The 13,898-nt window shown below is 39.1% G+C and carries 15 protein-coding genes; 11 read left to right on the top strand and 4 right to left on the bottom strand.

What is annotated here, in order from left to right:
• Positions 1 to 85: 85 nt before the first annotated feature.
• Together AC58QC_RS14920 and AC58QC_RS14915 are read left to right on the top strand one after the other, a co-directional pair.
• Positions 86 to 562 (top strand): GNAT family N-acetyltransferase, encoded by a 477-nt coding sequence (locus AC58QC_RS14920; RefSeq protein ID WP_497415916.1) that lies wholly within the window; start codon positions 86 to 88, stop codon positions 560 to 562.
• A 62-nt stretch (positions 563 to 624) separates the two neighbouring features.
• Positions 625 to 1,218: an ankyrin repeat domain-containing protein gene (locus tag AC58QC_RS14915; RefSeq protein ID WP_497415915.1), complete on the top strand. Its 594-nt coding sequence runs from the start codon at positions 625 to 627 to the stop codon at positions 1,216 to 1,218.
• Positions 1,219 to 1,662: 444 nt separating this feature from the next.
• On the opposite strand, the gene AC58QC_RS14910 is transcribed toward AC58QC_RS14915, so the two are convergent.
• Positions 1,663 to 2,247 (bottom strand): TetR/AcrR family transcriptional regulator, encoded by a 585-nt coding sequence (locus AC58QC_RS14910; protein ID WP_497415914.1) that lies wholly within the window; start codon positions 2,245 to 2,247, stop codon positions 1,663 to 1,665.
• Positions 2,248 to 2,534: 287 nt separating this feature from the next.
• Between AC58QC_RS14910 and AC58QC_RS14905 the strand changes: the two genes are divergently transcribed.
• From AC58QC_RS14905 to AC58QC_RS14885, 5 genes are all read left to right on the top strand, one after another.
• Positions 2,535 to 3,215 carry an NAD(P)H-dependent oxidoreductase gene (locus tag AC58QC_RS14905; RefSeq protein ID WP_497415913.1) on the top strand — a complete coding sequence of 227 codons (681 nt, stop codon included), beginning with the start codon at positions 2,535 to 2,537 and terminating at the stop codon, positions 3,213 to 3,215.
• A gap of 815 nt (positions 3,216 to 4,030) precedes the next feature.
• Complete coding sequence (locus AC58QC_RS14900; protein WP_497415912.1) at positions 4,031 to 5,023, top strand: LLM class flavin-dependent oxidoreductase; 993 nt, start codon at positions 4,031 to 4,033, stop codon at positions 5,021 to 5,023.
• A gap of 20 nt (positions 5,024 to 5,043) precedes the next feature.
• Positions 5,044 to 5,274 (top strand): DUF896 domain-containing protein, encoded by a 231-nt coding sequence (locus AC58QC_RS14895; protein ID WP_497415911.1) that lies wholly within the window; start codon positions 5,044 to 5,046, stop codon positions 5,272 to 5,274.
• Positions 5,275 to 5,597: 323 nt separating this feature from the next.
• Positions 5,598 to 5,729 carry a hypothetical protein gene (locus AC58QC_RS14890; protein ID WP_261304347.1) on the top strand — a complete coding sequence of 44 codons (132 nt, stop codon included), beginning with the start codon at positions 5,598 to 5,600 and terminating at the stop codon, positions 5,727 to 5,729.
• An 80-nt stretch (positions 5,730 to 5,809) separates the two neighbouring features.
• A complete protein-coding gene (locus AC58QC_RS14885) occupies positions 5,810 to 5,887 on the top strand; it encodes a pentapeptide repeat-containing protein (RefSeq protein ID WP_497416156.1) in 78 nt (25 codons plus the stop codon).
• Positions 5,888 to 6,083: 196 nt separating this feature from the next.
• Here AC58QC_RS14885 and AC58QC_RS14880 read toward each other — a convergent pair whose 3' ends face one another.
• Positions 6,084 to 7,577: a peptide MFS transporter gene (locus AC58QC_RS14880; RefSeq protein ID WP_497415910.1), complete on the bottom strand. Its 1,494-nt coding sequence runs from the start codon at positions 7,575 to 7,577 to the stop codon at positions 6,084 to 6,086.
• A gap of 240 nt (positions 7,578 to 7,817) precedes the next feature.
• Between AC58QC_RS14880 and AC58QC_RS14875 the strand changes: the two genes are divergently transcribed.
• Positions 7,818 to 8,600 (top strand): class I SAM-dependent methyltransferase, encoded by a 783-nt coding sequence (locus AC58QC_RS14875; protein WP_497415909.1) that lies wholly within the window; start codon positions 7,818 to 7,820, stop codon positions 8,598 to 8,600.
• A 31-nt stretch (positions 8,601 to 8,631) separates the two neighbouring features.
• Here the strand turns inward: AC58QC_RS14875 and AC58QC_RS14870 are convergent, their stop codons facing one another.
• The gene (locus tag AC58QC_RS14870; RefSeq protein ID WP_497415908.1) at positions 8,632 to 8,904 is read right to left on the bottom strand and encodes a hypothetical protein; all 273 of its coding nucleotides are present in this window, start codon (positions 8,902 to 8,904) and stop codon (positions 8,632 to 8,634) included.
• A 319-nt stretch (positions 8,905 to 9,223) separates the two neighbouring features.
• On the opposite strand from AC58QC_RS14870, the gene AC58QC_RS14865 reads away from it, so the two are divergent.
• Together AC58QC_RS14865 and AC58QC_RS14860 are read left to right on the top strand one after the other, a co-directional pair.
• Complete coding sequence (locus tag AC58QC_RS14865) at positions 9,224 to 9,625, top strand: cupin domain-containing protein (RefSeq protein ID WP_497415907.1); 402 nt, start codon at positions 9,224 to 9,226, stop codon at positions 9,623 to 9,625.
• A 245-nt stretch (positions 9,626 to 9,870) separates the two neighbouring features.
• Complete coding sequence (locus AC58QC_RS14860; RefSeq protein WP_497415906.1) at positions 9,871 to 11,439, top strand: glutamate synthase-related protein; 1,569 nt, start codon at positions 9,871 to 9,873, stop codon at positions 11,437 to 11,439.
• A 427-nt stretch (positions 11,440 to 11,866) separates the two neighbouring features.
• Here the strand turns inward: AC58QC_RS14860 and AC58QC_RS14855 are convergent, their stop codons facing one another.
• On the bottom strand, positions 11,867 to 12,241 hold the full coding sequence (locus tag AC58QC_RS14855) for a hypothetical protein (protein ID WP_497415905.1): 375 nt from the start codon (positions 12,239 to 12,241) through the stop codon (positions 11,867 to 11,869).
• Positions 12,242 to 13,447: 1,206 nt separating this feature from the next.
• On the opposite strand from AC58QC_RS14855, the gene AC58QC_RS14850 reads away from it, so the two are divergent.
• Positions 13,448 to 13,828, top strand: coding sequence for a heterocycloanthracin/sonorensin family bacteriocin (locus AC58QC_RS14850; protein WP_497415904.1), 381 nt, complete (start codon positions 13,448 to 13,450; stop codon positions 13,826 to 13,828).
• Positions 13,829 to 13,898: the final 70 nt, after the last annotated feature.

Here is a 13,898-nt window from a genome sequence, read left to right as displayed (position 1 = left end):
GACCATGAAAAAAAGTCCGATAAATCTAGTTATTTTTCAAGTTGGGATTGACTAGAGGACAGCAAGTTGATAAGGAGGCAGCAGAATGAATATAAGAACAATTCAAGATGAAGATAACAGCGCCATTGAAGCGATTATTCGGCAATGTTTGATCGAGTTTGGCGGGAATCGCGCAGGGTTAGCATGGGAAGACGAAAGCTTAAGCCATCTGTCCGAATACTATAGGCAGGAGGGCAGGGCATATTGGGTTGCGTTTGATGCAAGCGGGAAGATGCTTGGCGGCTGCGGGATTGCGGAATTCGGTTCCCCCGAGGAAAGGATTTGCGAGCTTCAGAAGATGTATTTGCTTCAGGAGGCGAGAGGTACGGGAATTGCGGTGCATCTGTTACAGACCGCACTCAGTTTTGCAAAAGAATATTATAAAGTTTGCTACCTGGAGACCCTGCAAAATATGCAAGCAGCTAACCGCTTTTATATGAAATATGGTTTTGAACAACTAAAAGCACCGCTTTCCGGTTCTGACCATTTTGCATGCGACGCATGGTATATCCGTGAGTTATAATTTTTTGATGTCGGGTGACAGGTTAAATCATACATAATCGATATTGAAAGGTTGTGAGTATCATGAATAAAGCGTTGATTGCTGCCGTTGAGCGTGGTGATATAGAAGAATTACAACGGCTTCTGGAAAAAGGGGTCAACTTAAATGAGCAAGACAACAGGGGCAGGACAGCTATCATGGCAGCAACGCATGCCAACAATCCACAGATCGTAAAGCTATTGATTGAAGCTGGGGCAGATATCCATTTGAAAGATGATATGCAGGATAATCCATTCCTGTACGCAGGCGCCGAAGGACGTCTTCAAATTTTGAAGCTGCTAATAGAAGCTGGGGCCGACACGAAAATGACTAATCGTTACGGGGGAAATGCGCTTATACCTGCTGCAGAAAAAGGTCATGTTGAAAATGTAAGAGTACTGCTTTCAACGACAGATGTGGATGTCAACCACATTAACAACCTAGGTTGGACCGCGTTGCTTGAAGTAACAATTTTGAGCAACGGCGGATCTAAGCATCAGCAAATTACCCAACTGCTCATTGACCATGGTGCTAACGTAAATATTGCGGATCGGGATGGCGTTACTCCGCTACAACATGCTACGCGAAATGGTTTTACAGAAATCGCACAAATCCTGAATATTACAGGAGCGCGATAATTTAGAATTTTACACGGGCGGGATAACGGAGAAATGCCATACACCAACTGGTTATTCAGTGAGGTATTTAGATCCTTACAAAGAGTACAATTATTATGACGATAAACAAATACATTGAGAACTACGTTCGAAAATTAAATGCTCAATTAAATATCTATGTTGATGCATATAAAGATTGAGAAACTCGCCGGTTTAGTTACAACAATACTGGCGGCTTTTTTTATTTCGGTAGAGAGAAGAATCGGATAATATTCTTGTGTCATTTGCAAAACAGTAACAGGGGATTCAATACCTATATCGTAAAAATCCATAAAAATAAAGGGTAATACATATTAGTCATGAACAATATGTATCACCCTTTTCTTTCCTGTTCCACAATCGCGCCGCCATTGTTTAGTAACGCTTAGTAAGATAAATGGATATTGTGAAAAAAATGGTCAATAATCATCCTTTAAAGTTATTTATTTCCGTCACTATAAAAGGTAAGGCATTTTTTATATATTGTTCTGCTGAAAGAGAACTATTATTTTCCCAATCTACAGATGCTCCGTAAATTCCCCAACTCAACACAGTAGTACCAATTTTTAAGGCTTCCGAATCCAAGTTAAGTTGTTGTTTTAAATATAGGGAATAAAATAATTCTCCGAGCTCTTTTTTTATTTTTTGTTCAATTATTGAATAAAAGGATTCCATACTTCTTCTACATTGTGAGCTATATTCTGTACGTTTTTTTGTATGAAACTTAGTTAATGTAAAAAAGATACTTACAATAGTCTCTTCATTTAACCTATCGTAATGATTCAAGTGTTTCACAATGCTTTCTAATATCTCTTCTGTAATGGAGGCATCCATTAAGTCGTATTTATCTTGAAAATGAGAATAAAAAGTGGCGCGATTTACGGTTGCTTCCTCCGTAATGTCGTTTATTGTAATGTCTTTGAACTCCTTTTTTTGAGCTATTTTCATAAAGGCATCCATTAACAATTTTCTTGTCCGTATAATACGTGGATCTACTTTTATCTCTTCCATATTTATCCCACTCTTTTCTATGAATAGACAACAATTTATTTTGTTTGTTGTTTAGGCGATAAAACACCAAAACTGATGATTGAGAATAAAAGAATTTTCTTTTAGTATCAAGTGTACAACATCCATTGTTTAAACAAAAGATGTTGGATTCTACATTTTTAATATTTGACAACTGGATGAGTAGGTCAATCTCTTCAAAAATAAGGAATCGTATATATATTTTTCTTATGATGAAATGCTAATAAAGACTAGCTTATCTAAAACAACTAAGAAGGAAGTGTTTGAATATGACACAAAGAGTGATAAAGAGACAAGAAATTCTTGATGCGTTTAATTTTAGACGTGCTATAAAATCCTTTGATCCAACAAAAAAAATCTCGGAGGAAGACTTTAATGTTATCTTAGAAGCAGCCCGACTTTCACCAAGCTCATGTGGCATTGAACCTTGGAAATTCCTCGTTGTCCAAAATCAGGAATTCAGAGAAAAGCTACTAGAGATTTCTCCAGGCGCACAAGGTCATCTGCCAACTGCGAGCCATTTCGTTATCATTCTTTCAAGAAAAAGCAAAGATACAAGGTACGACTCAGAATATGTAAAAAATCAATGGCTTAATGTTTGGGGTGTTCCAGAAGAAATAACTGATAATATAATAGAGGGTATAAGAAATTTCCAAGTAAACCAACAAAATCTGTTTGAAAATGAGCAAAAAGCGTTGGATTGGGCTAAAAGACAAACCTTTCTTCCCTTTGCCAATATGATGACTGTAGGAGCGTTACTAGGAATTGACTCTTGTCCAATAGAAGGATTTTATATCGATAAGGTAGAAAAGCTCCTTGCGGAAGAAAACTTACTAGAGGATGGTCACTTAGCTGTTTCGGCTATGGTCGCATTTGGATACCGAGCAAATGAGCCTACATTCCCTAGAGGAAGAAAAGACATGAAGGATATTGTACATTGGATTAATTAAAGATTTCAGACAGTTGGAAAGAGAGTTCTTTTTTAAAAAAACAGATGCCCCTTTAATGTTTGTCTTTTTTGTATAAACTTTATTGTCCTTGGACATTTATTGAGAACTGTAGAAACCATTCTACAGTTCTTTTCGTTCTTCAACTAAATGGCTCCTTTATTGGGCGGATCTCAATGCTGGTGGTAAATAGGTAAGAGTAAAAAGGCGCTCATTACAGTATGCTTTTTGATGTTCTGTCACTTTAATGACACTTACATTTTCAATATATTCGAATCCCGACGTATACTTTCACTGAAGGTTTAGATCGTCGAAGGAGTATGGTTTAAGTCTATTTTCTTCTTCATTCACTTCATACGTTGCGCTTAATGGGCAGTTAAGCAGGATATCCAACAACCGCACAGGAAATCGGTGTACACGTAAGTAAACTACAGTATTGGATAAAAAGTATCAATATTATGGAGTGGAGGCATTTCTAAACACCTATACAAAACATACATTTCTTCCATATTTATCTCTCACTTTTCTATGAATAAACAACAATTTAATTTGTTTGTTGTTTAGGCGATAATACACCAAAACTGATGATTGAGAATAACTGAATTCTATTTTAGAATAATTGAGTATACAACATCCGTTGTTTAAACAAAAGATGTTGGATTATACATTTTTAATAATTGACAACTGGATGAGTAGGTTAATCTCTTCAAAAATAAGGGAATCGTATATATTTTTCTTATTGATGAAATGACAATAAAGGATAGCTTATCTAAAACAACTAAGAAGGAAGTATATTAACTACGAAAGAAGGTTTTATTATGAAATTAAGCGTGTTGGATCAAACTCCAGTTTCAAATGGGCAGACTCCTCATGAAACTATACAAAATACTATTGAATTAGCTCAATTAGTAGATGATTTAGGATATCAAAGAATATGGTATTCCGAACATCATGGCTCTCCAAACTTCGCCAGTGCTTCACCTGAAATATTGATTGCCCATATTGCATCAGTGACAAACCAAATTCGTGTTGGTTCTGGTGGAATCATGCTGATGCATTACTCACCATTAAAAATGGCAGAAATATTTAAAACACTAACGACATTATACCCTAATAGAATTGATTTCGGTGTAGGCCGTGCATCGGGTGGTGACCAATTTTCTACTCTTGCATTACATGAAGGAAAACAACCGAACTTATTCAACCTGTACGATAAATTAGCAGAAACGATGATGTTTATGTCAGAAACGATGCCTATTGACCATCTATATAATCGTACATTGGCAGCTCCATTGGGTGCTCCATTACCTGAAGCCTGGCTATTAGGATCTAGTGGCAGCAGCGCTGCACAAGCAGGACGATTCGGTATTGGATATTCGTTTGCTCAATTCATTAGTGGACAATTATCTGCCGAAACGTTGGAGTCTTATCGTACAAATTTCATTCCTTCGGAGTTTTTGCAAAACCCTCAAATTAATGTTGGATATTTCGTGATGGTGGCAGAAACAGATGAAGAAGCTCAATATCATGCAGCTAGTTTAGATTTAAACTTATTATTTGTAGATAAAGGGATGCCTTTTCAAGTAGTATCTCCTGAGAAAGCATTAAATTATTCTTATACCGAAATGGATAAGATGCATATACAGAATAACCGTAAACGATTCTTAGTAGGGAGTGCAAAAGATGTTGCAAATACATTACGTGCACATGATGAAAATTTTGGTATTAATGAAGCTTTGATTGGGACAATCAGTCATAGTCATGAAGCAAGACTACAGTCTTATCGATTACTTGCACAAGAGCTTTTATAAAAAGAAAGGTGGAGAAAGAAATGATTGAAATTTTAAATCGAATTAATATATTAGCTAAAAAACAAAAAGAAGATGGTTTAACACAAACAGAATTAAAGGAGCGCCAAGAATTACGTCAAGAATATCTTCAAATTATTCGTGGACAAGTAATCAGCACAGTTACAGGGTTAACAATATTAGACCCTTTAGGTAATGATGTTACACCTGAAAAGTTAAAAAAAGAACAGCAAAAACACAAAAACAATCATTAAAAAAGAAAGATGAAGCATGAGTCCTTTAATTGAAACATTAACGGATTATATTACTTCTTAAGTGAGTACAATATATATGTTTCAAATTACTCAAAGGGGTGTGCTAAAGTTATGACTAATCAAAAGAAAAGCGTGAAATCCGAAAAGCAAAAAAACCAAAAACCAAATCAAAAGGGTAAAATTGATGAGGCAAATATTAATTAAGGTGGTTAGTTAACAAAATGGTTCACATATAAAGCCCTAAAAAAGCCTGAGGAAACTTTCCCACAGAACAGGCTAAATTTTTTAGCTTATTTCATCAAAATAGAAAGGAGGTAATCTCAATGTCCGATAAAACTAAAACTAAGATAACCAAATCTCAGCGTACTGTAGATAAGGAACTGCAATCTCGAACTCGAAAATCGCCTGACCAGTCTGCACAAAATAATACACACGATCAACCAGGTGATGCTTAACAACATTTCAGCGAATCATTAAATATAGTTGTTTACAGTAAGTAAAAAGTGCGTAACAGCGATATCAGGGGTATAGATTTATCAAACCAAACCTTCATTTAAGTGGAGCCGATTTAGTTGAGGTAAATTTCAACAATGCCGACTTTACCAATCGATGAATGTGATATTTCATTTTTGTTCAAAACAGAACTTCGACATCACCACGTGTAGTTAGATTTCAGACTCCCTTACGATTTGGTTACTGTAAAATAACAAAGAAATGTCCTATATACATGGGAGTTGGTGTCCTGGCAACCGGGAACTTTCTCAGGAAACAGGAAGCCGCCTTGCAATATGTGCAAGGCGGCTTTGATTTTATCGTAAACCCTTCATATAACTTTGAACTTTCGGGGCAAGCAGTAGAAGGATGAAACCAAGGATTAGTGATATCGCTCCAATGACACCGAAGTAACCCATTTCGTTTTCTGGTGTGTAGAACTTAACAATTTGTGCATTAACGGCCTGAGCGGCAGCGCTTGATAAGAACCACAGGCTCATGCTTTGCGCGTAGAAGGCGGCGGGCGCTAATTTGGTCGTAGCGGAGAGACCTACAGGTGATAAGCATAATTCACCGAGCACACATATGAAATAGCTCAGAACGAGCCATAATGGATTAACCAAAGACCCGATGCCGCCAAAGTAAGCAGGTAATAGAATGACAATGAAGGATAAGCCGGAGAACAATAAGCTTAATGCAAATTTTATAGGGATGGATGGTTGACGTTCTCCAAGCTTTACCCAAAACCAGGCGAATATGGGTGCAAAAATGATAATAAACAACGGATTTAATGATTGGAACCAAGCAGGTGAAATATGAATGCCTGCAAAGTCTAACTGTGTGCGTTCATCGGCATAATTGGCAAGGATGGTTGATCCTTGTTCTTGGATCGCCCAGAACATAACGGAAGCAATGAACAGCGGAATGTAAGCAATGATTCTGGAACGTTCGATAGCTGTTGTTTTAGGACTTCTGTACATGACAACGAAATAAAGGGTTGGAATGAGAATCCCGAGAATTCCCACTAACTTAACAAAAGTACTAAATGTAAGGAGCCCCATTGGAATTGTAATAACAAGTGCTATAGCGACGAGAGCAACACCCAAGCCAATCCTGAAGAACGCTTTTGCCCTTTCAGCCGGTGAAAGAGGATTGGCGACGAATGTGCCGGCAAGACCGAGATTTTTTTTCTTGGTGAGCGTAAAAACGACGAGCCCTAGAAACATCCCTACAGCTGCAAATGCAAACCCTAGATGGAAGTTATATTGTGTGCCTACAGTTCCGACAACCAAAGGAGAAAGAAATGCTCCAAGGTTAATCCCCATATAGAAAATGCTGAATCCGGCATCGCGGCGGTTATCTTTTTCACCGTAAATTTCACCTACAACACTGGAAACATTAGGTTTTAACAAGCCTGTACCCAGCACGATGAGCACCATGGAAACAAAGAACAACGTGACGCTTCCAGGCACTGCAAGAACAATATGGCCAAACATAATCAAGATCCCGCCGTAAAATAAGGCTTTTGAAGTGCCGAATATTCTGTCGGCCAGCCAGCCGCCGATGATGCCGGACATATACACCAGCGAACCGTAGATGGACATAATGGCTAGAGATTGGGTTTTGTCCAGTCCCAACCCACCTCTTGACACCTCGTAGTACATATAGAAAACAAGGATAGCCCGCATACCATAATAAGAGAAGCGCTCCCAAAACTCGGTAAAGAAAAGTGTGAATAATCCCTTTGGGTGTCCGAGAAAGCCCTGTTGGGGGACACTCTCGACAATTTTTTGTTTATTTGAATCCGACATAAAATCAACCTCATTTATTTTTTCTATTAATTTCCAATAAGTTATTAATTCCCATGTTGAGTATGATTTATGTGTTCAACACAAGTCGATTTAACTAACGGAGTATGCGAAGGAAGAAGAAAAGGTCAAATGGCTGTTTAAGTTAAAAAGACCATTGGTTTATTTGGAACTATATGGTAGAATGAAGATGAAATATTTTGAAACTTGGTTTCATTGAATGAAACATTGAGGGGGTTTTAAATGCCTATTAACTTCCACGAAGCCAGAAACAGAATGACCTACACAACAAGAGAAGCTGATGAATCCTGGATTTCTCTAATTGAAAAAAATGTTGATGTTATTGGAAGTCAAGTTGTTGATATCGGTTGCGGCGGAGGCATTTACACAAAATCCTTTTTAAGTATGGGTGCATCACAAGTTACGGGCGTAGACTTTTCTGAAGAAATGTTAAAAGGTGCTTCACAGAACTGTAAGAACTGCAAAAACGTAACGTTTTTGCAAGGAGATGCTTATGATACGAAGCTTCCTGAGAGTAAGTACGATATAATTTTAGAGAGAGCTTTAATTCACCATCTAGTTGACTTGAATAAGTGTTTCAAGGAAGCAAATCGCATTTTGAAGAATAACGGTATTTTTATTGTTCAAGATAGGACAGCTAAGGATTGCTTAATGCCAGGCAACGAAAACCATCTTAGAGGTTATTTTATTGAGAAGTACCCTAAATTAGTTGATAAAGAAATTAATCGCCGACATGAATCTACTAATGTACGGAATGCACTCGAATCTAATGGGTTTAGACTGCTTAGTGAAAATCAGATATGGGAAACTAGACGTAAATACAATGATGTTGAATCATTACACCAAGACCTTCAAGAAAGAACAGGTCGTTCAATTTTACACGAGTTAACGGATAATGAACTTAATGAACTATTATTGTATATCGAAAGTAAAATTGATGGAACACAACTTCCGATAATTGAAAAAGACTCTTGGACGGTGTGGTTTGCTGTCAAAATAAGTTAAGCTAATGGAAAACTATATCGCGGGAGCTGCTTCAAATTCTTATAATCTGTTCCAAAAAAGACATTACTGAATGAATAGCATGATCTTTTATAGCTTTTTCGAGCCAAACTGTTAATGTATTAGAAAAATCCAATCTTCCATTTTCAAAATTTAAAAGCATCAGTTCAGTTTCACCTTTATATTTCCAAGATGTTAATTTTTCTAGCTCATCAATAAAACCACTAGGTAAAAGTGTTTTTGACGAAATTATTAACCAAATTCCATTAAATGCAGGTAAATCTATTAAAAAAGCAACATATTTCATTAAAAGAAATATTTCTAAATAAAGTTGAAATTCACCTAACACCATGTTGGAATTCGGGACGCTGTTCGACTCAAGTCATTTCGGTATCTTCGTCTTATCTTTATTAAGTTCTTATGGCAGCCCCATTCGTGTTCGCTGAAGTAAAGGACATGATATATGGGCTTGCCAGGGTCATTTTAGAGCTAATGTGGAAATACAGCACAATCTCATTTGCAATCGAACAACCATCTGATGTAGCATTAATGAGAAAACTTGGTCATAACTCAGCATCTACAAATGCAATAAATCTATAAAAATCAATTGAAAGCAGGAATAATATATGGCAAATGAAGAACTAAGAAATAGTACAATCTTTCCGTTGGGACAAAAAGTTAATCCAGCATATTTTATTGGGGAAGCTTTCTTACAATTGGTGGTTACCGAGGAAACACCACTCAATGCATCAATAGGTAATGTAACCTTTGCTCCAGGAGCACGCAATAATTGGCACTCTCATACAGTTGGACAAGTTTTGTTGGTTACTGGTGGTGAGGGTTGGTATCAAGAAGAAGGAAAACCTGCTCAATCACTCAAAAAGGGTGATGTGGTGAATATCCCGCCGAATGTGAAACATTGGCACGGGGCAACAAAAGATAGCTGGTTTGTACACATAGCACTTACACCAGGGCAAACAGATTGGTTAGAACCTGTAACCGATGAAGAATATCTCAATCTTAAGTAAATGAAATTAAGGCTCATCGGCCGAGTCAAGGCTGCTGTTGTTCCAAGGATACAATAAATAACGGATCTGTCGTTGAACAAACCAGAACTATAGCTCCATATGACAACAGGCTACCGAATTTATCGGTAGCCTGTTCAACTAAAGGGCAGATTAACGTAGTTAACCATTACTGACATGTTGCTTAAAATTGAAATAAATGGAATACTAAATTCGTCTCACTTTTAGCGACTTGGAGGTTTTTCTAAATGGTACATATTGTACTGATGGTCATATTGATTTCAATCGTTATTTTGCCACCACTCATTTTTTTTGGTTATATGTATGCTTTATCCAAAAAACCAAAGCATTCCATCATCCGATCCCACCCGTTCCTTGGTTGGTTGCGCTACTTGCTTGAAAAGCTCGGGCCCGAGTTCCGCCAATATTGGTTTGACAATGATACGGAAGGGAAGCCTTTCTCGCGAGCCGATTTTGTCGGTATTGTGTATGCAGCGAAATACCGAACGGATCTCATCTCATTCGGCGGTAGGCGCGATTATGAGAAGCCCGGTTTCTATTTGTCAAATGCCATGTTTCCGAAATTAACTAGCGAGCTTAGGGTAGATAACAACGGGATGATACCCGGAAAAAAATATGTAATTACCGACGAGGGGCTTTTTACTCGGAGGGAAAAATTCGTAGAAGAACAAGTAAAACCTTGGTTGCTGGATGATGACGATGTCATTGTGGTAGGCGAAAACCGTAAAAACCCTTGGCGCCTCAAGGGCATGTTCGGCGCTTCGGCCACATCCTACGGAGCAGTCGGCGAGCATTATATTCAGTCCACTGGGAGCGGTGCATGTATGGCGGGCGGCTCATGGATTAATACAGGCGAAGGCGGGGTTGCGGATGTACATCTTGCCACTGGGGTCGATGTCATTTCACAGATAGGGCCTGGCATGTTTGGCTTCCGAGATGGTAGCGGTAAGTTCTCAATAGAAGAATATAAGCACAAAGCTAAGGTCCAAAATATAAAGGCTTTTGAATTGAAGTTTCATCAGGGCGCCAAAATACGTGGCGGTCACCTCGAAGGCTCAAAGGTAACCGAGGGAGTCGCAGCAGCTCGCTTAGTGCCTGTTGGTAAGACGGTGAATTCACCGAATCGGTTTGAATTTCTAACTAATCCGGTGGAAGCGCTCCGTTTCATAAGCACCTTACAAGAAGAGGGAGGCAAACCAGTGGGCATCAAAATAGTCGTTGGTGATCCGAAGCGACTAGAGCCGTTTTTCCGTTCTATGGTAGAATTGGATATCTATCCAGATTTCATTACCGTAGACGGTTCTGAGGGTGGTTCTGGAGCGACCTTTAAAGCGATGGCGGATGGCATGGGATTGCCGCTCTTTCCCGCGTTGCTTATCCTCGACGATATAGCTAGAAAATTCGGTGTGCGTGACCGATTCAAAATTTTCGCTTCCGGTAAACTCATTACGCCTGATAAAGTTGCAATCGCCCTAGCATTGGGCGCCGATTGTGTCAACTCTGCTCGCGGCTTCATGATGGCAAATGGCTGCATCATGGCAATGCAGTGCCATACCGGTAAGTGCCCGACGGGCATTACAACTACGGATTCCAAGTATCAGGCTGCTCTGGCTCCAGAGGAAAAGCAATGGCGGGTAATGAACTACATTCTTCAACTGAGGGAAGGTTTATTCTCGCTGGCTGCGGCCTGTGGCTTGGAGAGCCCACGTGGATTTAGGAGAGAACATGTAGTGTTTACGAACGAGAGCGGTCAATCCGTGCGAATCGTTGATTTGTTTCCTTATCCAGAATCCTGATTAACTGCTGCAATGCAGCACTTCGTTCCGCATACGAGCAGGATTGGATAGATAGATCATAATGATTTCATGACCTTAAGGTATTCAACCAACGAAGAAACGATAGCACAATAAACAGGGAGCAGAGTGCCGTGGCAGTTGCTCCCTGTTTTCATTCGTGTAACGGGTAGTAGAGCGTGGTGATATTTATGATAAGGTACATAGTAGCCAACAACCTTACCGAGTTGTTAGCTAGTTTTATATTTCAAAAATACATAAATTCCATAATATGGTATGTTTAATTGAAAGTTATATGTTGATGAAAGAATGATTCCATTATTAAAAAACTACTCCAATTGTCATAAGTGGCTTTGTCTTTATATATTAAGGGCAGGCCGTTGAGCTAACTCGATTGGGGTGCAGTTCATCTCACGAGACTTGCTTCTATTCAACATTGAACTGAAGTGACACGGTTTGATAGTCCGAGAAGCTGAGTCGATTGGAAACTGCCCCCAACCATTTGATCATCATAATGAGTCAAATAAAACGAGAGCGAAATATGATTGGGAAGAACAAGCTGGACCCATTGACCCTTGCAAGCCTCTGCATGTTGTGAATTTTGAATGGCAGTCCCGTTGCAAACTAATGAGTTATAAGATTGGCGGGTCAAAAATCCTGTTGCATAGTTGAAATCGGCAGAGGTCACGTTGACTTGCAAATTAGTCCCATCATCTAATTGGATGGTCACCCATTTATTCATACATTGTAAAATGTTTGAAATTCCTCGTCTGTTATCGGGATATGCTGAGAAGCTATTCCACATATGATTATCTCCTTTGAAATTAAAGTTGGGACTATACTCCTCCGAGTGAACTGATCATACATTGCTTCCACCATATGAAATGGAGTGGGCATTTGTGCACAAATTGAAAAGAGCCACAGATGCTCGTGGGCTCTCTCCCTATTTATTTTTGTATAAAAAATCTTATTACCTTCATGTTTTCGATCGATGTTTCAGCGTTTGTATGTACAAGACGGATGTGGGTTTAACTGCAAAGATTGTGGTTTTAAAACCTCAGGAAAAACACTGTTGAGTCGAAAAGTGGTTATAGAGTATGCATGTGGTTTGTTGTCCTCTGATTCCCCTGAATACCACAAGAAAAAAGAGCTGTTTGTTTCATTTTTAGGAATCGTCTATTAACATTTGCATTATTTATTAATCTAATGGCGAACGGTAGCTCAACAATTTCACGAAGGTAAAAGATTACCAGCTGCAGCAGACACATCTGCTGCCAATATTAAGGCTCTGATCGCGATCCATACACCATGGTCCAGATCGGAACCTGATCGCCGGGGTTCTTCTCATTGTACATATTGCCCACCCAAGGTGTGCCGCAGTTAAATAATAAAGAGAGCTACTAATTTTTTAAAAGGGAATTAAAAGGTAAGTAATCATTAAGCTAACGGATAACGATAGTTGAATAAATTAACATATAACGAGGCTGCCACGGATGAATTGGCAGGCTTGTTACGTTATCGGGCAGTATCTTCAAAAAACGTGGTAGTTTGTAAGTTAAAATAAACTAAACATAATCAAATAAATGGAATATTATATCAATTAATGCTACTAGGGGGTTAAGGTATGAGTATAGTGAAATAAATCATTATCATAAGAGTTTGGGTTATATCATTAGGACTTTATTCTACTCACTTTTTATATGTAGCAATAATTAAAATGCTTTATGATTACATAGTAACAAACTACCTTATTAAAGAAAAAGGTTTTCACAGAAAAGAACAATAGATGTTTTTCAACAAGTAGACTTGGCGAGATAAATTACATAGGCATTATAAGGCTATCCATTTTAATTACCTTATCTCCCCAATAGGGAAAGAATGTCGGCCCTCAGAGGATATCTGGGGGACGGCGTTTTTGCGTGTCCGGACGTTTTGGTACAGACGCCCAAAAATGGGCTTTTGACTCAGTAACATTCGCGGAGCGTCGACCATAAGTTGGTATCATGTTGAGATGAAAAAAGAGTTACTGGAGGTTTATCACATGACCAATATTCAAAATGAGCTTCAACAGTTGGGTGTTTCGCAGTTCCAGGCAACCGAAATGACGCCTTGGGAGCAGCAGGCTCAATATCTTGCCGCCCAGTATCCGAACGGCCAAGTGCCTGCGGATCCGTCGCGTCTTTGCGTCGGACTTTGCGCCGGCGTTTGTGCCGGATTTTGCGCAGGATTTTGCGGCGTGTTTTGCGCCGGCGTTTGTGGTGGATTTTGCGGCGGCTTCTGTGGTGGCGTTCGCTGCCATAACTGCGCGGGCTTCTGCCACCAATGCGCAGGCAACTGCCACCAATGCGCAGGCAATTGCCACCAGTGCGGTGGCGGACACCGCTGCCGCTGACGCCTTCGTCTTCTCTTCAGGATTGCAGTAAACCGATCGCCCCTGCACGGCTCTGTGCAGGGGCGATTTT

The sequence above is a fragment of the Paenibacillus sp. J22P51 genome, from assembly GCF_059692215.1.
Note: the sequence above shows the minus strand (reverse complement) of the source record. Positions and strands in the feature narration are given on the sequence as shown.

What these genes read in the sequence shown, in the direction of transcription:
- AC58QC_RS14920 (WP_497415916.1), top strand. Translation starts at nt 86, where the DNA reads ATGAATATAAGAACAATTCAAGATGAAGATAACAGCGCCATTGAAGCG.
- AC58QC_RS14915 (WP_497415915.1), top strand. Translation starts at nt 625, where the DNA reads ATGAATAAAGCGTTGATTGCTGCCGTTGAGCGTGGTGATATAGAAGAA.
- AC58QC_RS14910 (WP_497415914.1), bottom strand. Translation starts at nt 2,247, where the DNA reads ATGGAAGAGATAAAAGTAGATCCACGTATTATACGGACAAGAAAATTG.
- AC58QC_RS14905 (WP_497415913.1), top strand. Translation starts at nt 2,535, where the DNA reads ATGACACAAAGAGTGATAAAGAGACAAGAAATTCTTGATGCGTTTAAT.
- AC58QC_RS14900 (WP_497415912.1), top strand. Translation starts at nt 4,031, where the DNA reads ATGAAATTAAGCGTGTTGGATCAAACTCCAGTTTCAAATGGGCAGACT.
- AC58QC_RS14895 (WP_497415911.1), top strand. Translation starts at nt 5,044, where the DNA reads ATGATTGAAATTTTAAATCGAATTAATATATTAGCTAAAAAACAAAAA.
- AC58QC_RS14890 (WP_261304347.1), top strand. Translation starts at nt 5,598, where the DNA reads ATGTCCGATAAAACTAAAACTAAGATAACCAAATCTCAGCGTACTGTA.
- AC58QC_RS14880 (WP_497415910.1), bottom strand. Translation starts at nt 7,577, where the DNA reads ATGTCGGATTCAAATAAACAAAAAATTGTCGAGAGTGTCCCCCAACAG.
- AC58QC_RS14875 (WP_497415909.1), top strand. Translation starts at nt 7,818, where the DNA reads ATGCCTATTAACTTCCACGAAGCCAGAAACAGAATGACCTACACAACA.
- AC58QC_RS14870 (WP_497415908.1), bottom strand. Translation starts at nt 8,904, where the DNA reads ATGAAATATGTTGCTTTTTTAATAGATTTACCTGCATTTAATGGAATT.
- AC58QC_RS14865 (WP_497415907.1), top strand. Translation starts at nt 9,224, where the DNA reads ATGGCAAATGAAGAACTAAGAAATAGTACAATCTTTCCGTTGGGACAA.
- AC58QC_RS14860 (WP_497415906.1), top strand. Translation starts at nt 9,871, where the DNA reads ATGGTACATATTGTACTGATGGTCATATTGATTTCAATCGTTATTTTG.
- AC58QC_RS14855 (WP_497415905.1), bottom strand. Translation starts at nt 12,241, where the DNA reads ATGTGGAATAGCTTCTCAGCATATCCCGATAACAGACGAGGAATTTCA.
- AC58QC_RS14850 (WP_497415904.1), top strand. Translation starts at nt 13,448, where the DNA reads ATGAAAAAAGAGTTACTGGAGGTTTATCACATGACCAATATTCAAAAT.